This window comes from Arhodomonas sp. SL1 (assembly GCF_052060015.1).
GTDB lineage: Bacteria > Pseudomonadota > Gammaproteobacteria > Nitrococcales > Nitrococcaceae > Arhodomonas.
On sequence record NZ_JBPODZ010000003.1, the window covers coordinates 59,271 to 84,987 of the forward strand.

The window sequence follows — 25,717 nt, forward strand, 5'->3', positions numbered from 1 at the left end:
GATATCGCGCCGTCACCGGAGCGGGCAGACTGTGCGGGTGACTCCGTGACGCCCGGGAGGCATGCGTGAGCGGTGAGCAATGGCGACGTCTGGCGGTGGTCGCCGCCGTGGCGGCCCTGATTGGGATCGGCCTGTGGCATCGGGAGCAGTTCACCGTGGCGGCGCTGCGGGCACAGCTGGATGCCCTCGGCGCCTGGGCGCCCCTGGCCTTCGTCGCCGCCTATGCGGCGGGTGCGGTGGCCTTCCTGCCCGGGCTGGTGTTCACCATCGCCGCCGGCGTGCTGTTCGGCCCCTGGGCCGGCACGCTATGGGCCGTGGCCGGGGCCACCACCGGGGCGACCCTGGCCTTCCTCATCGCCCGCTACGTTGCCGGGGATTGGGTGGCCCGGCGCACCGGCGGGCGGTTGCGGCGCCTGATCGACGGCGTGGAGGCGGAGGGCTGGCGGTTCGTCGCCTTCACCCGGCTGGTGCCGCTGTTTCCGTTCAATCTCCTGAACTACGCCCTGGGGCTCACCCGCATCGCGTTGCTGCACTATGTGCTGGCGAGTGCCGTGTTCATGGTGCCGGGGGCGCTGGCCTACGCCTGGGTGGGCCATGCCGGGGCCACCGCCGTGGCCGGGGACCGGGGGGCGGTGAACGCAATCCTCATCGCGGTGGGGGCGCTGGCGGCGGTGGCCTTCCTGCCGCGGCTGGTGCGACGCTACCGCCAGGGCCGTCCGGACGCCGGGAAGGGGGAGGTATGAAGGATCTCGTGGTCATCGGCGGTGGGGTCGCCGGACTGGTGACCGCCAGCGTCGCCGGCCAGCTGGGTCTGGATGTGGCGCTGCTCGAGCGCGAGTCCCGCCTCGGCGGCGATTGCCTCCACTACGGCTGCGTGCCGAGCAAGACCCTGCTGCGCTCGGCGGCGGTCGCGCAGCTGATGCGCCGCGGTGGCGATTTCGGTCTGCCGGCCCACGAGCCCGCCGTGGACCTCGCCGCGGTGAACGACCGCCTGCGTTCGGTCATCGACACCCTCCAGGCCCACGACGATCCGGAGCGGTTCCGTAGCTACGGGGTGGACGTGCGTTTCGGTGCCGCGCGATTCGTCAATTCCGGGGAGGTGCGGGTCAAGGGGGAGGCGCTGCGGGCGCGGCGCTTCGTCATCGCCACCGGCTCGCGGCCCCAGGTGCCGATGATCCCGGGGCTTGCCGAGGCGGGGTATCTCACCAACGAGACGGTATTCGGTTTGCGCGAGCTGCCGCCGCGGCTGGTAGTGGTGGGGGCCGGGCCGGTGGGCCTGGAGCTTGCCCAGGCCTTTGCCCGTCTGGGCAGCCGGGTGACGGTGGTGGAGGCCGCCCCGGAGGTACTGCCTCGGGAGGACGCCCGCCTCGCCGCGGAGCTCCGCGGTGCGCTGGCGCGGGAGGGGGTGCGCTTCCACCTCGGTGCCCGGCTCGAGCGGGTGGATCGGGAGGTGGACGGTGTGACCCTGCAGCTCAACGAGGGCGAGGATCACCGGCCGGTGAGCGCGGATCGCATCCTGGTGGCCACCGGCCGGGTGCCGGCGGTGGAGGGCCTCGGCCTGGAGGCCGCCGGGGTGGCCCATGACCGCCGGGGTATCGCCGTGGATGCCCGTTTGCGCACCGACCAGCACCATATCTATGCCTGCGGCGATGTCACCGGCATGCACCCGTATACGCACATGGCGGAGTACCAGGCGGGGATCGTCATCGCCAATGCGGTGTTCCGTATGCCGAAACGGGCGGACTACCGGGTCGTCCCGCGGGTGACCTACACCGACCCGGAGCTCGCCCAGGTGGGCCTCACCCCCGCCGAGGCCCTGGAGCGCCACCCCGACGCCCGGGTGCTGGAGTACCCCTTCGCGGAGCTGGACCGCGGGATCATCGACGGCGACACCGACGGGCGTATCCGCCTGGTGGTCCGCCGCGGGCGGATCCTGGGGGCGTCCATCCTGGGGGCCCATGCCGGCGAGCTGATCCACGAGATCGTGGTGGCCATGCAGGCGCGGGTGCGGCTCGGGACGATCTCCGCGGCCGTGCACGCCTATCCGACCCTGGCCCAGATCCACCGTCGCGCCGCCAATACCCTCTATGGCGAGCAACTGTTCCGGCCAGGCACACGGCGGGTGGTGCGCTGGCTGCAGCGGCTGATCCCCTGAGGGCTCAGGCGGCCCGGCGAGCGGGCGGTTGCAGCCCTTCCATCGCCCAGCGCGGGGCGACGTCGAAGGCGCGGTCGTGCTCGGCCTCGGCGGCGCGGAGCCAGCCGGCGTGGGCAATCATGGCGCCATTGTCGGTGCAGAACTCGATGCGCGGGTAGAACACCCGCGCGCCCCGGCGTTCCGCCACCTCCCGCAGCCGCTCGCGCAGCGCCGTGTTGGCGCCCACGCCCCCGGCGATCACCAGGCGCTGCACCCCGGTCTGTTCCAGGGCGCGCCGGCACTTGATGGCCAGGGTGTCCACCACCGCGTCTTGGAAGGCGCGGGCGATATCCGCCCGGGTCTGGGGGGCGTCGCCGCTGGCCTCGGCGGTGTGCAGGGTATGGGTCTTCAGCCCGCTGAAGCTGAAGTCCAGGCCGGGGCGGTCGGTCATGGGCCGGGGGAAACGGAAGCGCCCCGGGTCGCCACCGGCGGCGGCCCGCTCCACCGCCGGCCCGCCGGGGAAGCCCAGCCCCAGGAGCTTGGCGGTCTTGTCGAAGGCCTCGCCGGCGGCGTCGTCGACGCTCTCACCGAGCAGGCGGTAGCGGCCCACGCCGGCCACCTGCACCAGCATGGTGTGGCCGCCGGAGACCAGCAGGGCGACGAAGGGGAAGGCCGGCGGCTCGGCCTCGAGCAGGGGCGCGAGCAGATGGGCCTCCATGTGGTGGATGCCGATGGCGGGCCGTTCCAGGGCGAAGGCCAGGCTCCGGGCCGTGGCCGCGCCCACCAGCAGTGCCCCGGCGAGGCCGGGGCCGCGGGTGTAGGCGATGACGTCGAGCTCCGCGCCGGTGGTCTCCGCGTCCGTCAGGGCCTCACGGATCAGCGGCGTGAGCTTGCGCACGTGATCCCGGGAGGCGAGCTCCGGGACCACCCCGCCGTAGCGGGCGTGGGTGTCCACCTGGCTGTGCAGCCGGTGGGCGAGCAGGCCGCGGCTGCCGTCGTAGACGGCGACGCCGGTCTCGTCGCAGGAGGTCTCGATGCCGAGTACGCGCATGGGAGAGAGGCTCGCTTTGCAATCGCCCCGCGCCGGGGTATAAAATTACGCGCCTTGACCACCGGGGTTCTGGTGCCCGTGGTGAACCATCAATTCTACCGTGAAATCCGATTCAAGGAAGGTGATCAGTACATGCCGCACGTAAAGGTTCGCGAAAACGAGCCCTTCGAGGTCGCTCTTCGCCGCTTCAAGCGCTCCTGTGAGAAGGCCGGTGTGCTCTCCGAGATCCGCCGCCGTGAGTCCTACGAGAAGCCCACCCAGGTGCGTAAGCGTAAGCAGGCGGCGGCGGTCAAGCGGCACATGAAGCGGCTGCAGCGCGAGCAGCGCCGTATGCGGATGTATTGAACGCCGCAGGCCCGCCGATGAGCAGCACCGTCAAGTCGCAGATCACCGATGCCGTCAAGCAGGCCATGCGCGCCGGGGACAAGACGCGCCTGGGCGTGCTGCGCATGGTGACCGCGGCGATCAAGCAACAGGAGGTGGACAGCCGCTCGGAGCTCTCCGATGCGGACGTCCTGGCGGTGCTCTCGAAGATGGTCAAGCAGCGGCGTGAGGCCCTCGAGCAGTACGAGGAGGCCGGCCGCGACGACCTCGCCGAGAAGGAGCGTGCCGAGATCACGGTGATCTCGGAGTTCCTGCCCCAGCCGCTGTCCGAGTCTGAGATCGACGCCCTGGTGGATGAGGCCATCGCCGAGACCGGCGCATCGGATATACGCGGCATGGGGCAGGTCATGGGCGTGCTCAAGCCCCGCGTGCAGGGGCGCGCCGACATGGGTGCGGTCAGCGCCCGGGTCAAGGCACGCCTTTCCGGCTAGACTGAACGCCGTCGTGGCGTCGCCCGCGGGGGCCGCCGGAGTCCGCCCGCGGCGGCGTGGAGGGCCCGATGGCCGGTCGCATCCCCGATCAGTTCATTGACGAGCTCCTTGCCCGCGTCGACATCGTCGACGTCATCGGCGAGCGCATCCAGTTAAAGCGCGCCGGGGCCAACCACCAGGCGCTCTGTCCTTTCCATACCGAGAAGACCCCCTCGTTCACCGTCAGCCCCACCAAGCAGTTCTACCACTGCTTCGGGTGCGGCGCCCACGGCACCGCCATCCGCTTCCTGATGGAATACGACCGAATGGATTTCCGTGAGGCGGTGGCGGCGCTGGCCCAGATGGCGGGGCTGGAGATCCCGGAGCAGGCCCGCGACGCCCCGACGGAGAGCCACGAGCCCCTCTACCGCGTGCTGGCCCGGGCCACCGAGCTCTACCGGGGGTGGCTGCGCCGCCACCCCGAACGGGAGCGGGCGGTGGAGTATCTGCGCCGCCGCGGGGTCAGCGGCGAGGTGGCGGCGCGCTACGGGCTCGGCTTCGCGCCGCCGGGGTGGGACAACCTGCTCCGCGAGCTCGGTGACCGGGATGCCCTGGTGCGTGCCGGCATGGTGGTCGAGAAGGAGGGCGGCCGGGCCTATGATCGCTTCCGCGACCGCATTATGTTCCCGATCCGGGATCGCCGGGGGCGGGTGATCGGTTTCGGCGGCCGGGTCCTCGGCGAGGGCGAGCCCAAGTACCTGAACTCGCCGGAGACCCCGGTCTTCCACAAGGGCCAGGGGCTCTACGGGCTCTACGAGCTGCTGGAGGTGGATCGGCGGCCCGCGGATATCATCGTCGTCGAGGGCTACATGGACGTGGTGGCCCTGGCGCAGTTCGGCGTCAGCCGCGCGGTGGCGACCCTCGGCACCGCCACCGGTACCCGCCAGGTGGAGCGGCTGTTCCGGGTTACCTCCGATCTAGTGTTCTGCTTCGATGGGGACGAGGCCGGGCGCCAGGCGGCCTGGCGGGCGCTGGAGGCGAGCCTGCCCGCCCTGCGGGATGGCCGCCAGGTGCGCTTCCTCTTCCTCCCCGAGGGCGAGGACCCGGACAGCCTGGTGCGCAGCCGCGGCCGGGAGGGTTTCGAGGCGCTGCTCGCGGAGGCGGAACCGCTGTCGGACTGGCTGTTCCAACGGCTCACCGAGGAGGTGGACCTGGCGAGCATGGACGGCCGGGCGCGGTTGGTGGACCGTGCGGTGCCGCTGTTGCGCCGGCTGCCGCCGGACGTCTACCGGCACATGATGGTCGAACGCCTCGCCGGGCTCGCGCGGCTGGATGCCGACTACCTGGAATCGGTGATCGAGGGCACGGAGACCATGGCGCGTCCGACGCGCAAGGCGGAGCAGGTCGACGACCGGGCGGTGCGGCGCACGCCGGTGCGCCTGGCGGTGGCGCTGCTGCTCCAGCGCCCCGCGCTCGGCGCGGCGGTGGAGGATACCGGGGGAATGGCGGATGCCGACGTGCCGGGCGTCGGGCTGTTACTGCAGTTGCTTGAAATCACCCGTTCCGACCCGCACATCACGACCAGCGCACTGCTTGAGCGGTTCCGGGATTCGGAGCACGAGACCGCGCTCTGGTGGCTGGCGACCTGGGATCACCTGGTCCCCGAGTCGGGCCTGGAGCGGGAGTTCCTCGACGCCATCGGGCGGATCCAGGCATTGAGGAATGAAAAGCGCCTGCAATACTTGAACGAGAGATTGCAGCGCGGCGAGCTCACCCGCGACGAATGGCAGGAGTGGGTGGCGCTGAAGCGGGGATGAAAGTTGTGAAACGCGCATTCCAGGCTATAATGCCCGGTTCAGCCGACAGCGCGCACGCTTTCAGCCTCTTCTCCCTTTTCTTAAGCTGACACTACTTTACGGAATATGGCAAGCCAGGACCAGCAGTCACAGATTCGCGAGCTGATCGCCCGGGGCAAGGAGCAGGGCTTTCTTACCTACGCCGAGGTGAATGACCACCTGCCCGACGACATCGTCGACCCGGAGCAGATCGAGGACATCATCGGCATGATCAACGACATGGGCATCACCGTCCATGAACAGGCGCCGGATGCCGATGAGCTGCTGCTGAGCGACACGGCCGTCACCACGGACGAGGACGAGGCCGAGGAGGCGGCCGCGGCACTGGCCTCCGTGGATGCGGAGTTCGGCCGCACCACCGACCCGGTGCGCATGTACATGCGCGAGATGGGGACCGTGGAGCTGCTCACCCGCGAGGGCGAGATCCTACTCGCCAAGCGGATCGAGGAGGGGCTGGACCAGGTCCTGCGGGCGATTGCCTATTACCCCGAGTCCGCGCGCAGCCTCGTGGGTCTCTACGAGGCGGTGCAGGCCGGCGAGCTGCGCCTGTCCGACATCATCGGCGGCTTCCGGGACAACCCGGACGAGCCGGCCGCGCCCGCCGAGGCGGAGACCGGCGCCGCGGAGGAAGACGACGATGCCGTGGTGGAGACCGGCCCCGATCCGGAGCGGGCGGCGCAGATCTTCAACCGCATCCACGAGCTCCACCAGGAGCTGATGGCCAAGCTCGACGAAGGCCGCCGCGAGGATGGGCGCGTGGACGAGATCCGCGAGGAGCTTGCCACGCTGTTCCTGTCGGTGAAGTTCGTGCCGAAGGTGGTGGAGCGCCTCGCCGACAACCTGCGCACCACCGTGGAGCGTATCCGCGGCATGGAGCGCGAGGTGATGCGGGTGGCGGTCAAGCGCGCCGGTATGCCGCGCAAGCACTTCATCAAGAGCTTCCCCGGCCGGGAGACCGATCTCTCCTGGGTGGACGAGGAGATCGCCGCCGGCAAGGCCTACTCGAACAAGCTCGCCGCCCATCGCGACGAGCTCGTCGAGGCCCAGTCCGGGCTGGCCCAGATCCGTGAGAACACCGGCCTACCCATCGCCGAGATCAAGGAGATCAATCGGCGGATGTCCATCGGCGAGGCCAAGGCACGGCGCGCCAAGAAGGAGATGGTGGAGGCCAACCTGCGGCTGGTGATCTCCATCGCCAAGAAGTACACCAACCGCGGCCTGCAGTTCCTGGACCTCATCCAGGAGGGCAACATCGGGCTGATGAAGGCGGTGGACAAGTTCGAGTACCGCCGCGGCTACAAGTTCTCCACCTACGCCACCTGGTGGATCCGCCAGGCCATCACCCGCTCCATCGCGGACCAGGCCCGGACCATTCGCATCCCGGTGCACATGATCGAGACCATCAACAAGCTCAATCGCGTGTCCCGGCAGATGCTCCAGGAGATGGGCCGCGAGCCCCAGCCCGAGGAGCTCGCCGAGCGCATGGAGATGCCCGAGGACAAGGTCCGCAAGGTGCTGAAGATCGCCAAGGAGCCGATCTCCATGGAGACGCCCATCGGCGACGACGAGGATTCGCACCTCGGCGACTTCATCGAGGACATCAACGTCATGTCGCCGGTGGACTCCGCCACCCGGGAGGGGCTGAAGGAGTCCGTGCGCAACGTCCTCGGCGGGTTGACGCCGCGGGAGGCCAAGGTGCTGCGCATGCGCTTCGGCATCGACATGAACACCGACCACACCCTCGAGGAGGTCGGCAAGCAGTTCGACGTCACCCGCGAGCGCATCCGCCAGATCGAGGCCAAGGCCCTGCGCAAGCTGCGGCACCCGACCCGCTCGGAGTCCCTGCGCAGCTTCCTCGACGAGCAGTAGGAGCGCGCCCCGCGCGCAAATGCCGCCCGGCGGACGGTTCGCGGGCGGCAATTCGCCGGCAGGGCCGGCTCCTACGTCAGGTTGGGTCGGTCTCGATGGTATCCCCGGGCCGGGGCGTGTACCGACAGGCGATCACGGTCTCGCCATTGACCCGAACGCGGCAACGCTGGCATTGGCCGATGGCGCAGAAGAAATCCACTGTGCTGCCGGCCATCAGCAGCCCGGCGAGCAGGCTGCGGTTCGCCGGCAGCGCCACGGCGGCGCCGTCCACCGTCACCTCCGCGGTCTGATCCGGGGCCGGCCCGGCCGGCCGAAAAGCCGTCTCGCTCATTGTCGGAACCGCTCCGGATGCAGCGCCCCATCGAAGGGGCGGGTCTCGCCCTTGGCGATCATTTCCGCCACCAGCTCGGCGGTTACCGGGGCCAGGCCCTGGCCGGCGCCCTCGTGGCCGGTGGCCACCACCACGCGCCCCTGATCGTCCACCGGTCCCAGGATGGGCAGGCCGTCGGCGGGGAACGGGCGCAGGCCGGTGTAGGCGCGCAGCACCCGCAGGCGGGCGAGGTCCGGGACGATGGCGATGCAGTCGGCGAGGACCCGGGACAGGGTATGGTGATCGACCCTGCGGTCGAAGCCGGAGAACTCCCGGGAGCTGCCGCAGAGGATGGTCCCGCTGCGGGTGGACTCGATGATGGCCGCGGTCTGTACCGTGGACTCGTCGCCGCTGGTGTCCTCGGCGGTGGCCTGGTAGCCGAAGTCGGCGATCTTCGAGTTGACCTGCACATCGCCGCGCTCGAGCACCGCGATATGCCCCTTGCGCGGGCGCACGGGCACGGACCGGCCCAGCGGCTCGAGCAACTCGTTGGTCCACACGCCGGTGGCCAGCACCACGTGGCCGGCCTCCAGTCGCTCCCCTCCCTCGAGGGTCACCGCCACCGCGTCCGGCCCCGGCTCCAGCGCGGTGACGTCGCGGTAGAACCGATAAGGGACGCCGCCCTCCTGCAGCAGCCGGGCGATCTGGTAGCAGGCGAGCATGGGCTGGACCTGGGCGTCCGCCGGCCAGTAGCCGATCGCGGAGGTGTCCGGGCCCAAGTGGGGCTCGTAGGCCAGCCAGCCGTCGTCGATGAAGCGGCAGTCCACGCCGGCTTCCCGGTGGGCGGCCACGTGGGCGGCCAGGGCCTCGGCCTCGCCGGTGCCCCGGGCCACCACCGTCGCGCCCTTGGGGTCGTATTCGCAGTGGTTGCCGTAGTCCCGGGCGAAGCGCCCCCACAGGGAAAGGCTGCGCTCGGAGAGCGCCAGCATCAGACCGGGGGACTTGTCCGAGGAGAGCAGGTTGCCGTCACTGCTGCGGGAGGTGCCGGGGGCGAGGCCGCCACGGTCCACCACGGCGACGCGCAGGCCGCGCTCGTGCAGCGCCAGTGCGGTGAAGCTACCGATGATCCCGCTCCCGATCACCACGCAGTCAAGCGCCACGGGCGAGCTCCCCGGCCGTTACCGGCCGCGTCAGCATGCGCTGGTTCAGCGCCCCGGTGGGCTCGTGGCCACCGCGCTCGATGGTCCGGGCCACATGGGGCTCGCAGTAACGACCCTGGCAGGGCCCCATCCCGCAGCGGGTAACCACCTTCACCGAGGAGACGTCAGTCAGGCCCGTGGCCACGGCCTCGCGGACCGGCCCGGCCGGCACGGACTCACAGGCGCAGATGATGGCGTCGTCGGCGGGCATCGGGGCGGCCGAGGACAGCGCCCGCTCCAGGGCCTCACCGAAGCGGATGTGGCGGCGCCGGGCCGCGAGCAGGCGCCGTCGCCGGCCCTCGTCGACGGCCTCGCCGGCGTCGGCGAGGACCGCGAGGGCGGCGAGCTTGCCGGAGATCCGGGCGTGGCGCCAGCCGCGCACGCCCTGGCCCTCGCCGCAGACCAGGACCCCGGGAACGCTGCTGCGGCCGTGATCGTCGGTCCCGGCGACGAAGTAGCCGCCGGGTGCGTGCCAGCGAAGCCGGCAGCCGGCGGTACGGGGCAGCTGGCTCTGGGCGATGAAGCCATCGGTGAGCCCGAGCCGGTCGAAGGGGATGGCATCGCCGCCCTCCAGCACGAGGCGGTCTGCCTCCACGGCCTCCGCCCGACGGCCCCGCATCACCGTGGTCCCATGGCGTTTGACGGTGGCCAGGTGGCCCGCGAGCTCCACCGCATTGCCAGGGATGCCTGCCCCCGCCGGCACGAGGCGGGCGTAGTCGGTGACGCCGAGGGCGTCCACCACGGCGCTCACCCGGGCCCCGGCCCGGGCCAGGCCGGCTGCGGCCACGTAGAGGAACGGGCCGGCCCCCGCGATGACCGTCTCGCCGCTCGGCACCACGCCCTGCCCCTTGAGCAGGGCCTGCAGGGCCCCGGCGCTGCTCACCGCCGGTGCGGGGGTGCCGGGCAGGGGTCGGTGGAGGTCGTAGGCGCCGCAGGCGAGGATGACGGCCGCGAAGCGTTCCGCACCGAGGCCGTCCTCACTGTGGTGGGTGACGGTACCGTCGGCGTCCACCGCGAGCACGGTGGTGGCGCAGGCGAGCCGGAGCCCGGGACCGGCCCGCTCCAGCGGCCCGGGCGGCGCGTCGGCGGCGATGCGGTTGATGTTGCCCCCCGGCCGGGGCTGCTCGTCGAATACCGTTACCGGCCGGCCGGCGTCGGTGAGCGTGAGCGCCGCGCTCTCCCCCGCCGGGCCGGCGCCCACGATGGCGATGTGTCCCGTTGCCGTCATCCCGCTCCGCCGAGATACGCCTGGATGATGCGCTCGTCGTTGCGCAGCTCCGCGCCGGCGCCCTGCATGCGTACCTTTCCATTCTCCAGCACATAGCCGTAGTGCGCCAGTTTCAGGGCGAGCCGGGCGTTCTGCTCCACCAGCAGGATGGTCGTGCCCCGCTCGTTGAGGCGCTTGACGATGCGCATGGTGTCGGTGACCAGCTTGGGCGCGAGCCCCATGGAGGGCTCGTCGAGGAGCAGGACCTCCGGGCCCTGCATCAGCGCCCGGCCGATGGCGAGCATCTGCTGCTCGCCGCCGGAGAGCAGGGAGGCGTCCTGGTTGCGCCGCTCGGCCATACGCGGGAACAGCTCGAAGACCTCCTCGAGGCGCCGGCGGCGCAGTTGCGCGTCGCGGACCGTGAAGGCCCCCAGCTCCAGGTTCTCGGTCACCGACAGGCCCTTGAGCATGTGCCGCCCCTCGGGCACGTGCACCACCCCGAGCCGGGCGATGGCATGGGCGGCCATGGTGGTGATCGGCTTATCCCGCAGGCGGATCTCGCCGGACTGGGCGCGGACCAGGCCGGAGACACTCTTCAGGGTGGTGGTCTTGCCCGCGCCGTTGCTGCCGAGCAGCGCCACGATCTGCCCTTCCCGGACGTCCAGGCTGACGCCGTGCAGGGCCTGGATCTTGCCGTAGAACGCCTCGACGTCGCGGACGCTGAGTACCGTCTCGCTCATGTCAGCTCCAGTTCGTCTTCGTCCTGGCCCAGATAGGCCTCGATTACCGCCGGGTCCGCTTGTACCGCCTGCGGGGTCCCCTCGGCGATGATGCGACCATGGTCGAGGACGCTGATGTGCTCGGAGACCTCCATGACCAGACCCATGTCGTGCTCGATGAGCAGTACCGAGACCCCGCGCTCGTCGCGAATCCGACGGATCAGACGCACCAGCTCCGACTTCTCGGTGCTGTTCAGCCCCGCCGCCGGCTCATCGAGGAGCAGCAGCTTCGGCTCGGTGGCGAGCGCCCGGGCGATCTCCACCAGCCGCTGGTGGCCGTAGGCGAGATTGGTGGCGATCCGGTCCGCCTCGTCGGCGATGCCCACGAACTCCAGGCAGTCCTCGCAGACCTCGCGGATCCGACGCTCCTCGGCGCGCTGGCTCGGCAGGGCGAACACGGCGGCGAAGGCACCGGCCTTGGAGCGGCAGTGCTGGCCGGCCATGACGTTGTCGAGCACGCTCATCTCCCGGAACAGGCGCACGTTCTGGAAGGTCCGTGCGACCCCGAGCTTGGTGACGGCGTGGGGCTTTCTCTTGAGCAGCTGTTCGCCGGCGAAGGTGATGGAGCCCTGCTGGGGGCGGTAGAAACCGGTGATGCAGTTGAACAGCGAGGTCTTGCCGGCGCCGTTGGGGCCGATGAGGCTGGCCACGCTGTTCTCGGCGACGCCGAAGCGGATGTTCTCCAGCACCGTGTTGCCGGCGAAGCGCAGCACCAGGTCGTCGAGCTCAAGCAACATGTCGCCCCCTCACGAGCGCCGTCCCGGCCAGATGCCGCTGGGCCGGAAGAGCATGATCAACAAAAGGATGACGGCGAAGACCAGCAGTCGCAGCGAGCCGATGTCACGCAGCAGCTCCGGGCCGAGGATGATGATGAAGGCCCCCAGGATCACCCCGGGGATCTTGCCCATGCCACCGAGGATCACCGCCATGAGTACCAGCACCGACTGCTGGAAGCTGAAGCTCTGCGGTGAGATGGCACCCAGGTTGGCGGCGAAGAAGATGCCGCCGAAGGCGCCGAACACCGCGCCGGTGACGTAGGCGGCGAGCTTGACCCGCACCCGGTTGATGCCCATGGCCTCGGCGGCGTCCTCATCGTGGCGCACGTACAGCCAGGCCCGGCCGAGGCGGGAGTGCAATAGCCGGTAGCTGGCGATCACCGCGAACACCGCCAATGCCGCGAACACGTAGTAGTAGGTGGTGGAGCCGGCGAGCTCCCAGCCGAATACCGAGGGCTCGGGGATGTCGGTGAGCCCGCTGGCGCGGCCGGTGATCTCCAGGTTGCGGGCACCGATGCGCACGATCTCCCCGAAGCCGAGGGTGACGATGGCGAGATAGTCGCTGCGTAGCCGCAGGGTCGGCCCGCCGATGATCACGCCGGCGATAGCGGCGGCGATCAGCGCGAATGGAATGGTCAGCCAGAAGTTCATGCCGAACTGCTGGGCCAGTATCCCGGTGGTATAGGCGCCTACGGCGAAGAACGCCGCATAGCCGAGATCCAGCAGCCCGGCGAAGCCCACCACCACGTTGAGCCCGAGGGCGAGGACGACGTAGAGCAGGGCGTTGGTGAGGATCACCGTGCCGTACTGGCCCACCACCTGCGGGGCGGCGAGCAGGGCAATGCCGAGCACGGCGTACAGCGCCCAGCGGCGGCGGGGGTCGTCGAAGGCGGCGTAGAGGCGCTCGATCGGCCCGGGGGCGGGTCGGGTGGTGACCTTGTTGGTGGCCATGTTACATCCGCTCCACTTCCGATTTGCCGAGCAGCCCGGTGGGCTTGAACACCAGCACCAGGATCAGCACGGCGAAGGTGAATACATCCCGCCACTCGCCGCCGACGCCGGGGATCTGGGTGGCGAAGGCCTCGAGCAGGCCCAGGATCAGGCCGCCGAGCATGGCCCCGGTGATGCTGCCGATGCCGCCGATGACCGCCGCGGTGAACGCCTTCAGGCCGATCAGGAACCCCATGAAGTACCAGATCCGCCCGTACTGGACGCCCGCCATGACGCCGGCCGCGGCCGCCAGTGCCGAGCCGGCCAGGAAGGTCACGGCGATGATGCGCTGGACGTTGATGCCCATCAGCCGGCACATGTCCTTGTCCAGGGAGACCGCCCGCATGGCCTTGCCGTACATGGTCTTGGAGACGAACAACTCGAGCGCCACCATGAGCACGATGGCCGAGGCCACCAGCACGATCTGGGTGTAGTTGACGAACACGTTGCCCATGGAGAGCCCGCCGAAGCCCAGGTCGGTGCGGAAGGCGGTGACCTGGCCGTCGGTGAGCGCCAGGGCGGCGTTCTGTAGCACCAGCGAGACCGCCAGGGCGGTGATCAGGATGGACAGCCGCGGCGCGGCGAGCATGGGCCGGTAGGCCACCTGTTCGATGAGCACCCCGAGGAAGCCCACCGCCACCATGGCCACGATCATGGAGATGAAGATCCCGCCCCAGCCGGCACCCACGGTGCCCGAGACCAGGGAGAGGACGCCGAAGCCCGCGAAGGCCCCGACCATGTAGACGTCGCCGTGGGCGAAGTTGAGCAGCTTGATGACGCCGAAGATCATCGTGTAACCGAGCGCCACCAGGGCGTAGAACGACCCCACGACCAGGCCGTTGACGAGCTGCTGGAGGAAGACATCCGTCAGTGACATGGGGGATTTTCTCCCGACGGCTCACAATTGCCGCCGGCGGGGCGGGCGCCCCGCCGGCGCAGGCATCAGTTGGAGTGCAGGCTCCAGCCGCCGCCCTCACCCCTGAGGATGATGAAGTTGGAGCGGGCAAGGGTGTTCTCGTCGGTGAACGAGATGGGGCCGGTGAGCCACTCCTCGCCATCGGCAGAGGCCAGTGCCTTGATCACGGCGTCGGCCTCGGTGGTGCCGGCCGTCTCGATCGCCCAGCCGAGCAGTTTCATGCCGTCGTAGGAGAGCGTGGAGTACGGCCCCGGGCTGCCGTCGTACTTGTCCGCGTAGGCCTCGATGAACTCCTGGGCCTGGGGCAGGAACTCGGCGATGGGGTTGGAGAAGCCGTATACGCCCTCGGCGGCGCGGCCGGCGATCTCGAAGAGCTTCGGCGAGTTGGATCCGTCACCCACGGCGATCAGGCCCTGGTAGCCGCCCTGACGGAGCTGGCGGATGAGCAGGCCGCCGTCGGCGTAGTAGGCGGTCCAGAACACCGCGTCCACGTCCGAGGAACGGACCTTGGTCACCACGGAGTCGAAGCTCTGCTCGCCCTTGTTGACGGTCTCCTCCATGGCCACCGTGTGGTCGCGCTTGTCCCACTCCTCGGCGGTCAGCGTGGCGAGATCCTGGGAATAGGCGTCGCCCTGGTCGATGATGGCGAGGCGCTCGATACCCTGGGACTCGAAGAAGTCCACCGCCTTGCGCACCTGATCATGGCCGGTGGAGTTGATCATGAACGCGTTGCCGGGGTTGGCGGGGATGAGCTTGGTGGAGTTGGAGGCGGTGATGACGAACGGGATGTTGGCATCGCCGTAGGTCTTCAGTGTCGGCATCGTGGCCCCGGAGCAGTAGCCGCCGACCACGCCCACCACCTCGGCGGAGGCGAGCTTGCTGGCCGCGTTTACCGACTGCTGCGGGTCGCAGGCGGAGTCGCCGACCAGTATCTCCACCTCCCGGCCGAGCAGGCCGCCGTCGGCATTGATCTCGTCGACGGCGATCTGGATGGCGTTTTGCATGTCCACGCCATAGGTGGCCTCGGAGCCGGTGGTGGGGACCTGCACCCCGACGACCAGGGGCTCCTGCGCGTGGGTGGTGCCGGTGACGGCCAGCGCAAGGGTCGCAGCCGTGGCGATGGGAATGATTCGCTTGGACATAGTGCTCTCTCCGTTGCGTGTTACGCGAGTTGCTCGTTGTGGCCATACCGGGGAATACCGGTGCGGCCGGGTTGCCCGCGGGGAAGGGCGGTCGGAGAGGGCGAATGAGGGTTCATGCTCGTCCTCTCTCCTCCATGGCACGGCGTACCGTGCTTATCGTTGTTAGGTATATTTTATACAATCGATTGTCGTCACCCGCAAGGGCCCACCGGGCGGGAAGACCTCACCGCCGTGTGATGGAGACGGGCTCGCCCAATGCCGCCTCGATGGGGTGCACCCCGAGACCGGCGTCGGTGCCCGCCGCCAGCCGCCCCGCTTCGCGCCGGGGCGCCCCCTCGGCGATGGGCACGGTGACGTAGCTGTTGAAGTCGGTAACCGAGAAGCGCCACTCCGCCGGGGTGCTATGGGCGAGGTGCGCGATGGCGGCGGTGGCGATATCCCCGCCCCAGCTGTCCTCGATGGTCATCGCGATGCCCGCCTCCAGGCAGAGATCGCGCAGGCGTCGCGCCCGCGTGAGCCCGCCGACCTTGGAGATCTTGATATTGATGCCGTCCATGGCCCCGTCGGCGAGGGCGCGCAGCAGTATAGGCACGCCGTCGATCACCTCGTCGAGGATGAAGGGGCGGTCGGTGTGGCGGCGAACGGTGAGGCACTCCTCGTAGCTCATGCAGGGCTGCTCGATGTAGACGTCCAACTCCCGCACCGCAGCCGCCACCCGCAGGGCCTGGTGGGGCAACCAGCCGGTGTTGGCGTCGGCGATCAGGGTGTGGCGGCGGTCGAGCTCCGCCGCCGCGGCATGGATGCGCTCGATGTCGGTGTCGGGGTCACCGCCGACCTTGAGCTGGAAGGTGGTGTAGCCCTCGTCGCGGTAGCGGGCGACGCTCGCCGCCATCGCCTCGGGGGTGTCCTGGGAGATGGCGCGATAGAGGGGGAAGTCCTCGCCGAAGCGTCCGCCGAGCAGGGTGCACACCGGCTGGCCGCTGGCCTGGCCGAGGAGGTCCCAGCAGGCCACGTCGATGGCGGACTTCACGTAGGGGTGGCCCCGCAGGGCCCGGTGCATGAGCCGGTCCATGGCCAGCAGCTCGGTGGGGTCGGAGCCGAGGAGATGGGGTGCGAGCTCGGCGATGCCGGTGCGCGCCCCCGTGGCGTAGGCGGGCAGATAGGCCGGTCCCAGGGGGCAGACCTCGCCGTGGCCGGTCAGGCCCGCATCGGTCTCCACGGCCACCACCGTGGTGTCGAAGACCTCCACCCGGTTGCCGTCGGACCAGCTGTAGCCGCCCTCATGGAGGGGAAGATCCACTTGATGGACTCGGATGCCGGTGATGCGCATGGGTTACTCCTGGCTGTGGCCGCCGCGGCGTTCGGCAAGGAAGGCGAGCAGGTCGTCACGGGCGGCGAGGATGTGTTCGTTGAGCAGCCGACTGGCCTCGACCACGTCGTGGGCGGCGCACAGCTCCACGAGCCGATTGTGCTCGGCACGCGCCCGCTCGTTGGTCTGCCGGGTGAGCTTGAGCTGCAGGCGCAGGTAGCGGTCGGCGTTGCGGTGGAGGTTGCGCACGATGGCCAGCGCCCGGGGCCGGTTTGCCGGCTCGTAGAGCACGGCGTGGAGCTCCCAGTTGAGCTGGCCCCAATCCCGTTCCTGGGTCCCGCGCTCGAGCATCTCGTCGAAGGTGGCGAGGACTTCCCGCGCCCGGGCGATGTGACGCTCCTCCAGCCGCGGAATGGCGCGCTGGAGCAGGTCCACCTCGATGAGCGCGCGCAGGTCGAAGAGCTCGCGGATCTCGTCCAGGGAGAGCTTGGTGACCGTGTAGCCCTTGTGGGCGGACAGCGTCACCAGGCCCTCGCCCTCGAGCTGTAGCAGTGCCTCGCGCACGGGGATGCGGCTGACGCCGAACTCCGCGGCCAGGGTGTCCTGGCGGAGCTGCTCGCCCTCGGGGATATCGAGGTTGAGTATGCGCTCCCGCAGCTCGTCGGTAAGCGCCGCCGACATGGTCTGGCGTGGCAGGCGGCCGTTGGACGAGTGGCCTCTCATCGTCCCTGTTCTCCCCTCGGTTCCAGCGCAGGAGACTGCCTATGCTATCGCGTACCGTCGCGGATTGACCGCCAGGGTAGCGCTTATATATTTTATACAATATACGTGACTCGGCGGGTGGGCAATGCCCGTCATTATCCAACGGAGGAGAGCATCCCATGAAGGTCGACTGGCGCGGCATCTATCCTGCGGCCACCACGCAGATGACGGGGGACGGTTCCCTGGACCTGGACGCCAATCAGCGGATGGTGGTGCAGATGATCGATGATGGGGTTCATGGCCTCGTCATGCTGGGCAGCGTGGGCGAGAACACCTCACTCACCGCCGAGGAGAAGCGGCGTGTGATCGCCTCCACGCTGGAGGTGGTCGACGGGCGGGTGCCGGTGATCTCCGGCGTCGCGGAATACACCACCGACCTCGCGGTGGCCTACGCCCGGGACGTGGAGAAGCTCGGCGCCGATGGCCTGATGGTGCTGCCGGCCATGGTCTACAAGGCGGACCAGCGCGAGGTGGTGGCGCACATCCGCACCACTGCCGAGGCGGTGGGCCTGCCGGTGCAGATCTACAACAACCCGGGCGTCTACGGTATCGACATCAAGCCCGAGGCGCTGGTGGAGCTGGCCCGCGGCACCACCAACGTGGTTTCGGTGAAGGAGTCCTCGGAGGATCCGCGCCGGATCACGGATATCATCAACATCGACCCGGATGCCCTCGCGCTGATGTCCGGCGTCGACGACGTGGCGCTGGAGTGCATGATCCTCGGCTGCGAGGGCTGGGTCTCGGGCTTCGCCAACGTCTTCCCCGCGGAGAGTGTGGCCATCTATGATCACTTCCGGGCTGGCCGCATCGAGAAGGCCCGCGAGATCTACCGCTGGATGATGCCGGCGCTGCACATGGACGTCCATCCGAAGCTGGTGCAGATGATCAAGCTCTCCGAGCAGGTGGCGGGGCGCGGCAGCGAGACCACCCGGGCGCCGCGGCTGGCCCTGGAAGGCGAGCAGCGGCGCTACGTCATCGATACCATCGAGCGGCTGCTCGCCACCCGTCCGTCCATCGACTGAGCCCGCGGCGGCGTTACACTCACAGGCACGCACCGGGGCGACCCGAGGGATCCCGTCATGGCCCGACACACATTCATGTGCGTGGACGCGCACACCTGCGGTAATCCGGTACGGGTGGTGGCCGGCGGCGCCCCGCCGCTGGCCGGCGCCTCGCTGTCGGAGTACCGCCAGCATTTCCTCCGCGAGTACGACTGGATCCGCCAGGGGCTCATGTTCGAGCCGCGGGGCCACGACATGATGTCCGGCTCGATCCTCTATCGGCCGCTGCGCGACGATTGCGATCTGGGCGTGCTGTTCATCGAGACCTCCGGGTGCCTGCCCATGTGCGGGCACGGCACCATCGGCACGGTGACCGTGGCCCTGGAGGAGGGCTTCGTCACCCCTTCCGAGCCCGGGCGGCTGAAGCTCGAGACGCCGGCGGGCTTCGTGGGGGTGGAGTACGAGGGCGACGACCGGTACGTGGAGCGGGTGCGGTTGTTCAACGTGGCCGCCTACCTGGCCGCCGCTGACGTAACCGTCGACGTCCCGGGCCACGGCGAGCTCACCTGTGACATCGCCTACGGCGGCAACTATTACGCGATCTTCGACCCGCAACCGGGCTTCGAGGGGCTGGACGCGCTCAGCGTCGACGAGATCCTGCGCCTGTCGCCGCTGGTGCGCGAGCGGCTCAATGCCCTCGTCGAGCCGGTGCACCCGGACAACCCCACCATCCGCGGCGTCAGCCATGTGATGTGGACCGGCCCTGCCCGGGAGCCCGGTGCCGATGCCCGCAACGCCGTGTTCTACGGCGAGCGCGCGATTGACCGCTCGCCCTGCGGCACCGGCACCTCCGCGCGCATGGCCCAGCTCCATGCCCGGGGGCAGCTGTCGGTGGGGGACCGCTTTATCCACGAGAGCATCATCGGCAGCCTCTTCGAAGGGCGCATCGAATCCAGCGCGCGGGTCGGTGGGCACGAGGCGATCATGCCGAGCGTCGCCGGCTGGGCGCGGATCACCGGCTACAACACCCTTTTCATCGACGACCGGGACCCCTTCGCCTGTGGCTTCACGGTGAAGTAGTCCCGATCAGGAGGCAGTAATGCAGATCCATCCCGAGCACGTGATTGCCGGCGCGCGCAGCGCCGCGGGCAGCGAACCCCTGCAGGCCACGGACGCCGCCACTGGCGAGGCCCTCGATCCCGTCTTCCGCGAGGCCACCGCCGCCGAGGTGGACCGCGCCTGTCGGGAGGCGGCCGCTGCGGCACCAGTCTGGCGGGCGATGAACCTGGAGGATCGGGCGGGCTTCCTAGAGGCGGTGGCCGAGGAGCTGGATGCGTCGGTGGAGGCCTTCGTCGAGCGGACCCCACGGGAGACCGGTTTGCCCGACGCCCGGATCCGCGGCGAGCTGGCCCGCACCACCGGGCAGCTGCGCCTGTTCGCGGGCGTGGTGCGGGCGGGGGACTTCCTGGACGTGCGCATCGACAAGGGTGATCCGGAGCGCAAACCGGCGCCCAAGCCGGACGTGCGTTCCTATCGTGTGCCCCTGGGGCCGGTGGCGGTATTCGGCGCGAGCAATTTCCCGCTCGCCTTCTCCACCACCGGCGGGGACACCGCCTCGGCCTGGGCCGCGGGCTGCCCGGTGGTGGTCAAGGGCCACCCGGGCCACCCCGGTACCGCCGCCATCACCGCGGATGCGGTGCTACGGGCCATCGACCGCTGCGGCGTGCCGGAAGGGGTGTTCTCCTTGCTCCATGGCGCTGCCCATGAGCTCGGCGGGGCGCTGGTGCGCCACCCGGAGATCCGGGCGGTGGGCTTCACCGGCTCCCTGGCCGGCGGCACCGCCCTCGCCCGGCTGGCCGCGGGGCGCGACGAGCCCATCCCGGTCTACGCCGAGATGGGCAGCGTCAATCCGATGTTCGTGCTGCCCGGCGCCCTGTCGGAGCGGGCCGAGGCGATCGCCGGCGGTTATGCGGGCTCAGTGGGTCTCGGTTGCGGGCAGTTCTGCACCAACCCGGGGCTGGTGTTCGGCGTCGCCGGCGACGGGCTGGAGCGCTTCGTAACGGCTGCCGCCGCGGAAGTGGCCGCGGCCGCACCGGGGGTGATGCTCCATGGCGGCATCCTGAGCGCCTACGAGGCGGGGGTCGAGCGGTTGGAGTCGGTGCCGGGCGTCGAGCGGGTGGCCACCGGGGAGCGCGCCGACGGACGGGCGACGGTGCGCTTGTATCGCACCGACTGGGAGACCTACCGTGCCAACCCGCAGCTCGCCGAGGAGGTTTTCGGGCCGGCCTCGCTGATCGTCACGCTACCCGACGGAGCCGGCGCGGTGGCGGCGGCGCGGCATCTCGCCGGCCAGCTCACCGCCACCCTGCATGCCACCGAGGCGGAGCTCGTGGAGCACCCGGAGCTTCTGGCCGCACTGGAATCCCGGGCGGGGCGGCTGCTGGTCAACGGCTTCCCGACCGGCGTGGAGGTGGGCCATGCCATGGTCCACGGCGGTCCGTACCCGGCCACTACCGACAGCCGTACCACCTCGGTTGGCACGCGGGCCATCGAGCGCTTCCTGCGCCCGGTGTGTTATCAGGACTTCCCGGATGCCGCCCTGCCGAAGCCGCTGCGCGAGGGTAATCCCCTCGGCCTGCGCCGGCTCGTGGATGGGGTCATTCAGGCCTGAGGACGACCTCGTCCTCGCCGGCCTGGGCCAGCCGATAGGGGGTGGCGCTGCAGGCGAAGCGCTTGATGATACGGTCCGCCTCGCGGCGGGCCTTGCCCGTGGGGCCGCGGATGACGATTTCCTTACCGCGGTATTCCACACGGCAGCCGTCGTTCCGGGATGCCTGCATGGCTACCTCCTGCCACAGATGCTCGTCTGCCTGCTGATTGCCGCTCGCCCACGGCCGGCTAGGCCGGGGCCCGATACTGCGGGGCATGGAATTCATGCCGCAGTGCACCAAGGCGTCGGAGTGTGCGCCGAATAGGCCGGGACGTAAACCCCCTGTAATCCTGGAGAGGACGTGCCGCCGGCGCGGCGGCACGGGCGGGATCATCGAAGGACCCGCCGTCGCGCCCAGGGGCCGACGACAGGCCCAGGGCTTTCCCTCGACTCAGTGGTCGTGGGCGACGATGGGGCCGTCGGTGAACAGGTATTCCCGGAGATGGCTGTCGAAGTCGGGGTAGTTGCGACGCAGCCATTCCAGGCACATGCAGGCGTGCTCGAGCTCCTCGCGCATGTTGTGCAGTAGGATCTCGCGCAGGGCCTCGTCTTTGCAGGCGTCGGCCCGCTGGCGGTACCAATCCACCGCTTCGAGCTCCTCCTGCAGGGACACCACCGCCTGGTGGTGGAGTCGGGTTTCCTCGCTCAGTTCGTTAAGCGGCTCGTGATAGCCGTCGCTTCCCCCTGCCATGGGCGTCCTCTCACTGCAGCTGTGTGTCTTCGGTCGAGATCATGCTAGTACGATCGCCCTGCCGCGGCCACTCAGCCCGAGCGCTGGCTGCCGCCGCTGCGCCGTGCCGGCAGGTGGCCGTCATCGGCGAGCTTGCTGTGCAGGTTGTGCGCCGAGAGCTTGGTGAGATCCTTGGGGACCTCGATGATCCGAACCTCCCCGCTGAGCTTGCCGTTGATGGCCTGACGGAGGTAACCGAGCATGCGCTTCTCGGCGCACAGGACCACCCGCTCGGCGCCGGAGCCGTTCAGCAGATTGTTCAGCTCCTCGGCGATGTCCTTGGCGAAACGGTGCTCGAGCTCGGCGTCATGATTGTCGCGGTGCTCGTCGTAGGTCTGGCCCTGACCGGAGGCATTGCGGTTGCGGCCGCTGTGGACCTCGGAGTAGACGTGCTCGTCGTGGGCGCGGTGGCGCGGATTGGTCAGGGAGGGGTGTTCGACGAGGTCGGGCCCACCCTCGAGCTCGGGCACCTCCGCGTGCTCTAGGGTGAAGAAACGGGCCCGGGCGCCCTCGGTAGCGACAACGCAGGTTCGAGCCATGGTGTTCTCCTGTTTGCTCCTGGCTTTGGCGTCCACACTCAGAGATCGGGTTGGTTTGGCCATCATCAACCCCTGTCCCGAGTATAGGTGCTCATCGCCCGTCGCAAAGCGACGGAACCCGCGGTGGTGCTTACAATGGGGTCGCTGGCGAACAACAACGGCAGGGAGTGAGTGCCCATGGCCAAGGTATTGAAATGGCTGCTCATCGTCGTGGTGGGCCTGGTGGTGCTGGTGGCCGCTGCGGTGGCGGCGGTGATCACGCTGGTGGACCCGAACGACTACCGCGACGATATCGCCGCCGTGGTGGAGCGCCATACCGGGCGCCCCGTGACCATCGCCGGCGATCTCAGCCTGAGCTTCTTCCCCCGGTTGGGGGTGGCGGCGGAGGAGGTGTCGCTGGCCGACGCCCCCGGCTTCGGCGAGGAGCCCTTCGTCTCCGTTTCCCGAATGACCCTCGGGGTGGCGGTGCGGCCCCTGCTCTCCGGTGAGCTGGCCCTGGATACCATCACCCTGGAGGCGCCACGGATCCGGCTGGTGCGGGGTGCGGACGGACGGGCCAACTGGGAGCAGTTCCCCGTGGCAGGAACCCGCCGCCCCGGCTCGCCCGTTCGTCCCGCCACGCTGGTACCGGTGCAGGGCGGCGATTCCAGCTCGCCGCTGCCAGCTATTGTCCGGGAGGCCCGACTCGACGGGCTCGAGATCCGTGATGCCCATGTGAGCTACCGCGACGAGGCGGCGGGCACGGCGTTGGACGTGCAGCCCCTGACGCTCAGCCTCACGGATGTGCGTTTCGGGGCCCCCGTGCCGGTGGAGGCGCAGTGGCAGGCCCGCGTGGCCGATGGCCCGACGGTGGACGGGAGTCTCAGCGGACGCCTGAGCATCGACGCGGCCCTGCGCACGGCGCGGGCCGAAGGGATGGAGCTTACGGTTACTGCGAGCGGAGCGGACATCCCTGCTGGCGAGCAGCGCCTGGACGCCGCCTTCGAGGCGGTGGCGGAGCTCACCGATGGTGTGTACCGCGTCCCCGACTTGACAGTGGAGGCCGCCGGCGCACGGGTGCTCGGCGAGGCGGAGGCGCGTACCAACGCGGAAGGCCTGGTGGTGGCCGCCTCCCTGGAGCTGCCCCGAGTGAGTCCGCGGGAGGTGCTTGCCGAGCTCGCCATCGAGCCCCCGGAGACCCGCGACCCCGAGGTCCTGCAGCGGCTGGAGGGCAGCGCGGAGCTGCGGCTGCGCGAGGGTGTGCTGCGCATCGAGCCCCTGTCGCTCACCGTGGATGACACCGAGCTGACCGGCCAGGCCTCGGTGAGCGACTTCGCGACACCGGCGTTCGCCTTCGAGCTCGGTGCCGACACCCTGGATCTGGATCGCTACCTGCCGCCGGAGGCGGAGGAGGATGCCGCGGGGACCCCCGGCGGGGCAGCGGCCGCGGGGGCCGCGGAGTTGCCGGTGGAGACCCTGCGGGCGCTCAACCTCGATGGGCGGATCACCGTCGCCGAGCTCAAGGCCTACGGGGTCCGGGCCCGGGAGGTGGAGCTGGTGGTTCGTGCCGCCGACGGCGAGCTCCGGGTCCATCCCCTCAATGCGTCGCTGTATGGTGGACGCTACCAGGGAGACGTCCGGGTGGACGCCACCGGCGACGAGGCCCGCATTCGAGTGGACGAGCGCCTCGAGGGGATCAGCGCCGAGCCGATGCTCACCGACCTCATGGGTTTCGAGAAGCTCCTCGGCACGGCGAGCCTGTCGCTGCAGGCGAGCACCACCGGCCGGACCACGGACGCCCTGCTGGAGGCCCTGAGCGGGGAGGCCCGGTTTGAGTTCCTGGATGGGGCGGTGAAGGGCATTAACATCGCCCGCATGCTCCGGGAAGGGGTGGCTCGGCTGCGCGGGGGGTCGCTGGAGGCCGCCGCGGAGGCGCGGCGCACGGACTTCTCCAGCCTCACCGGCACCATCGACCTGGATGGTGGCATCGCCCGCAATCTGGATTTCGAGGCCAAGACCCCGCTGCTGCGCATCACCGGCGAGGGCACCGTCAACCTCATTGAGCAGATGGTGGACTACGCCCTGACAGTGAACGTGGTGGACACCCTCTCGGGCCAGGGCGGCGAGGAACTGCAGGCCCTGCGCCGGGTGCCGGTGCCGCTGCGTTTCACCGGCTCGCTAACCGATCCCGACATCAGCCTTGCCGTGGGCGAGGCGCTACGCGGCGTGGCCGAGGAGCGGGTACGCGAAGAGGTGGAGGAGAAGCAGCAGGAGGCCCGGGAGAAGGTCGAGGAGAAGGTCGGCGAGAAGCTCGAGGAAGAGACGGGCGACCGGCTCAGGAACCTCCTCGGCGAATGATGGACGAGCTCGCCCGCCGGGTCATCGACTGGCATGACGCCCACGGCCGCCACGACTTGCCGTGGCAGCGGCCGGCCACCCCCTATCGGGTCTGGGTCTCGGAGGTGATGCTCCAGCAGACCCGGGTGGCCACGGTGATCCCCTATTTCCGGCGCTTCATGGAGCGATTCCCGGATGTCCGGGCCCTGGCCGCCGCCGATGTGGACGAGGTGCTCCACCTCTGGTCCGGGCTCGGCTACTACGCCCGCGGGCGCAACCTCCACCGGGCCGCCCAGGTGCTGGTGGACCATCACGGCGGCGAGTTCCCGGCAACTGTAGAGGCGGTAGAGGCCTTGCCGGGCATCGGCCGCTCCACGGCCGGCGCCATCCTCTCCCTGGGTCGTGGAGAGCGCCACCCCATCCTCGACGGCAACGTCAAGCGCGTCCTCGCTCGTTATCACGGCGTCGATGGCTGGCCGGGCCGCAGCCCCGTGGCCCGCGAGCTCTGGGCCCACGCCGAGGCCCATACCCCCCGTGAGCGGCCCGCGGCGTTCAACCAGGGGATGATGGATTTGGGCGCGATGGTATGCTTGCGTCGGCGGCCCCTGTGCGCCGCCTGCCCCATCGCCGACGGCTGCCACGCGCGGGCCCAGGGCTGCCCGGAGGTCTACCCCGGGCGGCGCCCAGCCCGGGAGAAGCCGCTGCGTCGGACCCGCATGATCATCGTCCGCGACGGCCCCCGCGTGCTGCTGGAGCGCCGGCCGCCGGCGGGGGTATGGGGTGGGTTGTGGGCGCCACCGGAGTGCCCCATCGATGGCGACCCGGCGGCGGAGCTGCAACGGCGTTTCGGGCTGGAGGCCGAGCCGGTCGGGGAGGGTCCGAGCTTTCGCCACACGTTCACCCACTTCACCCTCGAGGTGTGGCCGGCCTACCTGCGACCCGCCGGCGACGCCGCTGTCATGGATGAAGAGGATGGGGTCTGGTATAACCCCGGCACCGGTGACCGGCGGGGCCTGCCCGCCCCGGTCAGTCGCCTTCTCAGCGCCCTGGAGGAGCCATGAGCCGCACCGTGCACTGCGTCAAGCTCGGCCGCGAGGCCGAGGGCCTGAACCGGCAGCCCTACCCCGGCGAGCTCGGCAAACGCATCTACGAGCAGGTCTCCAAGGAGGCCTGGCAGATGTGGTTGCAGCACCAGACCATGCTGATCAACGAGTATCGACTTTCGCCCATGGATCCGAAGGCCCGGGAGTTCCTGGAGAAGGAGATGGAGAAATTCTTCTTCGGCGAGGGCTCGGCGCCGCCGCCGGACTATCAGCCGGACGCCTGA

Annotated in this window: 26 protein-coding genes; 12 read left to right on the forward strand and 14 right to left on the reverse strand. The window is 69.9% G+C overall.

The genetic code is table 11. From position 1 onward, the window contains the following. Positions 1-65 precede the first annotated feature (65 nt). A complete protein-coding gene (locus ACQ754_RS05735; protein WP_440996049.1) occupies positions 66-743 on the forward strand; it encodes a TVP38/TMEM64 family protein in 678 nt (225 codons plus the stop codon). Further along, positions 740-2,155: a dihydrolipoyl dehydrogenase family protein gene (locus tag ACQ754_RS05740; RefSeq protein WP_440996050.1), complete on the forward strand. Its 1,416-nt coding sequence runs from the start codon at positions 740-742 to the stop codon at positions 2,153-2,155. Before ACQ754_RS05735 ends, ACQ754_RS05740 begins: the two co-directional genes overlap by 4 nt. Positions 2,156-2,159: 4 nt before the next feature. Here ACQ754_RS05740 and tsaD read toward each other — a convergent pair whose 3' ends face one another. Next, positions 2,160-3,185 carry a tRNA (adenosine(37)-N6)-threonylcarbamoyltransferase complex transferase subunit TsaD gene (gene tsaD, locus ACQ754_RS05745; protein WP_440996051.1) on the reverse strand — a complete coding sequence of 342 codons (1,026 nt, stop codon included), beginning with the start codon at positions 3,183-3,185 and terminating at the stop codon, positions 2,160-2,162. Positions 3,186-3,317: 132 nt separating this feature from the next. Between tsaD and rpsU the strand changes: the two genes are divergently transcribed. The 4 genes from rpsU to rpoD all read left to right on the forward strand — a co-directional run bounded on the left by rpsU (position 3,318) and on the right by rpoD (position 7,704). Then, entirely contained in the window at positions 3,318-3,530 is a 213-nt protein-coding gene (gene rpsU / locus ACQ754_RS05750) for a 30S ribosomal protein S21 (RefSeq protein WP_435100770.1), read from the forward strand. A 17-nt stretch (positions 3,531-3,547) separates the two neighbouring features. After that, positions 3,548-4,000: a GatB/YqeY domain-containing protein gene (locus ACQ754_RS05755; protein WP_440996052.1), complete on the forward strand. Its 453-nt coding sequence runs from the start codon at positions 3,548-3,550 to the stop codon at positions 3,998-4,000. A 68-nt stretch (positions 4,001-4,068) separates the two neighbouring features. After that, complete coding sequence (gene dnaG, locus ACQ754_RS05760; RefSeq protein WP_440996053.1) at positions 4,069-5,796, forward strand: DNA primase; 1,728 nt, start codon at positions 4,069-4,071, stop codon at positions 5,794-5,796. 105 nt (positions 5,797-5,901) lie between these two features. Further along, positions 5,902-7,704, forward strand: a complete 1,803-nt coding sequence (gene rpoD, locus ACQ754_RS05765) for an RNA polymerase sigma factor RpoD (RefSeq protein WP_440996054.1) — start codon at positions 5,902-5,904, stop codon at positions 7,702-7,704. A gap of 76 nt (positions 7,705-7,780) precedes the next feature. Here rpoD and ACQ754_RS05770 read toward each other — a convergent pair whose 3' ends face one another. From ACQ754_RS05770 to ACQ754_RS05815, 10 genes are all read right to left on the reverse strand, one after another. Beyond that, positions 7,781-8,035 (reverse strand): 2Fe-2S iron-sulfur cluster-binding protein, encoded by a 255-nt coding sequence (locus ACQ754_RS05770; RefSeq protein ID WP_440996055.1) that lies wholly within the window; start codon positions 8,033-8,035, stop codon positions 7,781-7,783. Further along, positions 8,032-9,174 carry an NAD(P)/FAD-dependent oxidoreductase gene (locus ACQ754_RS05775; RefSeq protein ID WP_440996056.1) on the reverse strand — a complete coding sequence of 381 codons (1,143 nt, stop codon included), beginning with the start codon at positions 9,172-9,174 and terminating at the stop codon, positions 8,032-8,034. Before ACQ754_RS05775 ends, ACQ754_RS05770 begins: the two co-directional genes overlap by 4 nt. Further along, positions 9,164-10,441: an FAD-dependent oxidoreductase gene (locus ACQ754_RS05780; RefSeq protein WP_440996057.1), complete on the reverse strand. Its 1,278-nt coding sequence runs from the start codon at positions 10,439-10,441 to the stop codon at positions 9,164-9,166. The genes ACQ754_RS05775 and ACQ754_RS05780 overlap by 11 nt, the downstream gene beginning before the upstream one ends. Then, positions 10,438-11,160 carry an ABC transporter ATP-binding protein gene (locus tag ACQ754_RS05785; protein WP_440996058.1) on the reverse strand — a complete coding sequence of 241 codons (723 nt, stop codon included), beginning with the start codon at positions 11,158-11,160 and terminating at the stop codon, positions 10,438-10,440. The genes ACQ754_RS05780 and ACQ754_RS05785 overlap by 4 nt, the downstream gene beginning before the upstream one ends. Beyond that, positions 11,157-11,936, reverse strand: a complete 780-nt coding sequence (locus ACQ754_RS05790) for an ABC transporter ATP-binding protein (RefSeq protein ID WP_440996059.1) — start codon at positions 11,934-11,936, stop codon at positions 11,157-11,159. Before ACQ754_RS05790 ends, ACQ754_RS05785 begins: the two co-directional genes overlap by 4 nt. A gap of 9 nt (positions 11,937-11,945) precedes the next feature. Beyond that, positions 11,946-12,926: a branched-chain amino acid ABC transporter permease gene (locus ACQ754_RS05795; RefSeq protein ID WP_440996060.1), complete on the reverse strand. Its 981-nt coding sequence runs from the start codon at positions 12,924-12,926 to the stop codon at positions 11,946-11,948. A 1-nt stretch (position 12,927) separates the two neighbouring features. Then, entirely contained in the window at positions 12,928-13,842 is a 915-nt protein-coding gene (locus ACQ754_RS05800) for a branched-chain amino acid ABC transporter permease (protein ID WP_440996061.1), read from the reverse strand. A 65-nt stretch (positions 13,843-13,907) separates the two neighbouring features. Continuing rightward, entirely contained in the window at positions 13,908-15,023 is a 1,116-nt protein-coding gene (locus ACQ754_RS05805) for a branched-chain amino acid ABC transporter substrate-binding protein (RefSeq protein ID WP_440996062.1), read from the reverse strand. Between the two features lie 223 nt (positions 15,024-15,246). Then, complete coding sequence (locus tag ACQ754_RS05810) at positions 15,247-16,353, reverse strand: cis-3-hydroxy-L-proline dehydratase (protein WP_440996063.1); 1,107 nt, start codon at positions 16,351-16,353, stop codon at positions 15,247-15,249. Between the two features lie 3 nt (positions 16,354-16,356). Further along, positions 16,357-17,055, reverse strand: a complete 699-nt coding sequence (locus ACQ754_RS05815) for a GntR family transcriptional regulator (protein ID WP_440996064.1) — start codon at positions 17,053-17,055, stop codon at positions 16,357-16,359. A 158-nt stretch (positions 17,056-17,213) separates the two neighbouring features. On the opposite strand from ACQ754_RS05815, the gene ACQ754_RS05820 reads away from it, so the two are divergent. The 3 genes from ACQ754_RS05820 to ACQ754_RS05830 are packed head-to-tail and all read left to right on the forward strand — an operon-like array spanning position 17,214 to position 20,766. After that, the gene (locus tag ACQ754_RS05820; protein ID WP_440996065.1) at positions 17,214-18,116 is read left to right on the forward strand and encodes a dihydrodipicolinate synthase family protein; all 903 of its coding nucleotides are present in this window, start codon (positions 17,214-17,216) and stop codon (positions 18,114-18,116) included. A gap of 57 nt (positions 18,117-18,173) precedes the next feature. Beyond that, complete coding sequence (locus tag ACQ754_RS05825; RefSeq protein ID WP_440996066.1) at positions 18,174-19,175, forward strand: 4-hydroxyproline epimerase; 1,002 nt, start codon at positions 18,174-18,176, stop codon at positions 19,173-19,175. Between the two features lie 19 nt (positions 19,176-19,194). Beyond that, positions 19,195-20,766 carry an aldehyde dehydrogenase (NADP(+)) gene (locus tag ACQ754_RS05830; protein WP_440996067.1) on the forward strand — a complete coding sequence of 524 codons (1,572 nt, stop codon included), beginning with the start codon at positions 19,195-19,197 and terminating at the stop codon, positions 20,764-20,766. Here the strand turns inward: ACQ754_RS05830 and ACQ754_RS05835 are convergent. The 3 genes from ACQ754_RS05835 to ACQ754_RS05845 all read right to left on the reverse strand — a co-directional run bounded on the left by ACQ754_RS05835 (position 20,753) and on the right by ACQ754_RS05845 (position 22,074). Continuing rightward, positions 20,753-20,935, reverse strand: a complete 183-nt coding sequence (locus ACQ754_RS05835; RefSeq protein WP_440996068.1) for a hypothetical protein — start codon at positions 20,933-20,935, stop codon at positions 20,753-20,755. The two genes, ACQ754_RS05830 and ACQ754_RS05835, sit on opposite strands and share 14 nt — an antisense overlap. Before the next feature lie 261 nt (positions 20,936-21,196). Continuing rightward, positions 21,197-21,496, reverse strand: a complete 300-nt coding sequence (locus ACQ754_RS05840; RefSeq protein ID WP_440996069.1) for a ferritin family protein — start codon at positions 21,494-21,496, stop codon at positions 21,197-21,199. A 71-nt stretch (positions 21,497-21,567) separates the two neighbouring features. Then, the gene (locus tag ACQ754_RS05845; protein WP_440996070.1) at positions 21,568-22,074 is read right to left on the reverse strand and encodes a host attachment protein; all 507 of its coding nucleotides are present in this window, start codon (positions 22,072-22,074) and stop codon (positions 21,568-21,570) included. A 177-nt stretch (positions 22,075-22,251) separates the two neighbouring features. Here ACQ754_RS05845 and ACQ754_RS05850 point away from each other — a divergent pair, with 177 nt between their 5' ends. From ACQ754_RS05850 to ACQ754_RS05860, 3 genes are read left to right on the forward strand one after another with little or no spacing between them, the layout of a single operon-like run. Continuing rightward, positions 22,252-24,411, forward strand: coding sequence for an AsmA family protein (locus tag ACQ754_RS05850; RefSeq protein ID WP_440996071.1), 2,160 nt, complete (start codon positions 22,252-22,254; stop codon positions 24,409-24,411). Beyond that, positions 24,408-25,451, forward strand: coding sequence for an A/G-specific adenine glycosylase (mutY, locus tag ACQ754_RS05855; protein ID WP_440996072.1), 1,044 nt, complete (start codon positions 24,408-24,410; stop codon positions 25,449-25,451). The genes ACQ754_RS05850 and mutY overlap by 4 nt, the downstream gene beginning before the upstream one ends. Continuing rightward, the gene (locus tag ACQ754_RS05860) at positions 25,448-25,717 is read left to right on the forward strand and encodes an oxidative damage protection protein (RefSeq protein WP_440996073.1); all 270 of its coding nucleotides are present in this window, start codon (positions 25,448-25,450) and stop codon (positions 25,715-25,717) included. Before mutY ends, ACQ754_RS05860 begins: the two co-directional genes overlap by 4 nt.

Excerpts from the sequence above, each read along its gene's own strand:
- ACQ754_RS05740 (WP_440996050.1), top strand. The coding sequence starts at position 740 with ATGAAGGATCTCGTGGTCATCGGCGGTGGGGTCGCCGGACTGGTGACC.
- tsaD (WP_440996051.1), bottom strand. The coding sequence starts at position 3,185 with ATGCGCGTACTCGGCATCGAGACCTCCTGCGACGAGACCGGCGTCGCC.
- rpsU (WP_435100770.1), top strand. The coding sequence starts at position 3,318 with ATGCCGCACGTAAAGGTTCGCGAAAACGAGCCCTTCGAGGTCGCTCTT.
- ACQ754_RS05755 (WP_440996052.1), top strand. The coding sequence starts at position 3,548 with ATGAGCAGCACCGTCAAGTCGCAGATCACCGATGCCGTCAAGCAGGCC.
- dnaG (WP_440996053.1), top strand. The coding sequence starts at position 4,069 with ATGGCCGGTCGCATCCCCGATCAGTTCATTGACGAGCTCCTTGCCCGC.
- rpoD (WP_440996054.1), top strand. The coding sequence starts at position 5,902 with ATGGCAAGCCAGGACCAGCAGTCACAGATTCGCGAGCTGATCGCCCGG.
- ACQ754_RS05770 (WP_440996055.1), bottom strand. The coding sequence starts at position 8,035 with ATGAGCGAGACGGCTTTTCGGCCGGCCGGGCCGGCCCCGGATCAGACC.
- ACQ754_RS05780 (WP_440996057.1), bottom strand. The coding sequence starts at position 10,441 with ATGACGGCAACGGGACACATCGCCATCGTGGGCGCCGGCCCGGCGGGG.
- ACQ754_RS05785 (WP_440996058.1), bottom strand. The coding sequence starts at position 11,160 with ATGAGCGAGACGGTACTCAGCGTCCGCGACGTCGAGGCGTTCTACGGC.
- ACQ754_RS05790 (WP_440996059.1), bottom strand. The coding sequence starts at position 11,936 with ATGTTGCTTGAGCTCGACGACCTGGTGCTGCGCTTCGCCGGCAACACG.
- ACQ754_RS05795 (WP_440996060.1), bottom strand. The coding sequence starts at position 12,926 with ATGGCCACCAACAAGGTCACCACCCGACCCGCCCCCGGGCCGATCGAG.
- ACQ754_RS05800 (WP_440996061.1), bottom strand. The coding sequence starts at position 13,842 with ATGTCACTGACGGATGTCTTCCTCCAGCAGCTCGTCAACGGCCTGGTC.
- ACQ754_RS05805 (WP_440996062.1), bottom strand. The coding sequence starts at position 15,023 with ATGTCCAAGCGAATCATTCCCATCGCCACGGCTGCGACCCTTGCGCTG.
- ACQ754_RS05810 (WP_440996063.1), bottom strand. The coding sequence starts at position 16,353 with ATGCGCATCACCGGCATCCGAGTCCATCAAGTGGATCTTCCCCTCCAT.
- ACQ754_RS05815 (WP_440996064.1), bottom strand. The coding sequence starts at position 17,055 with ATGAGAGGCCACTCGTCCAACGGCCGCCTGCCACGCCAGACCATGTCG.
- ACQ754_RS05820 (WP_440996065.1), top strand. The coding sequence starts at position 17,214 with ATGAAGGTCGACTGGCGCGGCATCTATCCTGCGGCCACCACGCAGATG.
- ACQ754_RS05825 (WP_440996066.1), top strand. The coding sequence starts at position 18,174 with ATGGCCCGACACACATTCATGTGCGTGGACGCGCACACCTGCGGTAAT.
- ACQ754_RS05830 (WP_440996067.1), top strand. The coding sequence starts at position 19,195 with ATGCAGATCCATCCCGAGCACGTGATTGCCGGCGCGCGCAGCGCCGCG.
- ACQ754_RS05835 (WP_440996068.1), bottom strand. The coding sequence starts at position 20,935 with ATGCAGGCATCCCGGAACGACGGCTGCCGTGTGGAATACCGCGGTAAG.
- ACQ754_RS05840 (WP_440996069.1), bottom strand. The coding sequence starts at position 21,496 with ATGGCAGGGGGAAGCGACGGCTATCACGAGCCGCTTAACGAACTGAGC.
- ACQ754_RS05845 (WP_440996070.1), bottom strand. The coding sequence starts at position 22,074 with ATGGCTCGAACCTGCGTTGTCGCTACCGAGGGCGCCCGGGCCCGTTTC.
- ACQ754_RS05850 (WP_440996071.1), top strand. The coding sequence starts at position 22,252 with ATGGCCAAGGTATTGAAATGGCTGCTCATCGTCGTGGTGGGCCTGGTG.
- mutY (WP_440996072.1), top strand. The coding sequence starts at position 24,408 with ATGATGGACGAGCTCGCCCGCCGGGTCATCGACTGGCATGACGCCCAC.
- ACQ754_RS05860 (WP_440996073.1), top strand. The coding sequence starts at position 25,448 with ATGAGCCGCACCGTGCACTGCGTCAAGCTCGGCCGCGAGGCCGAGGGC.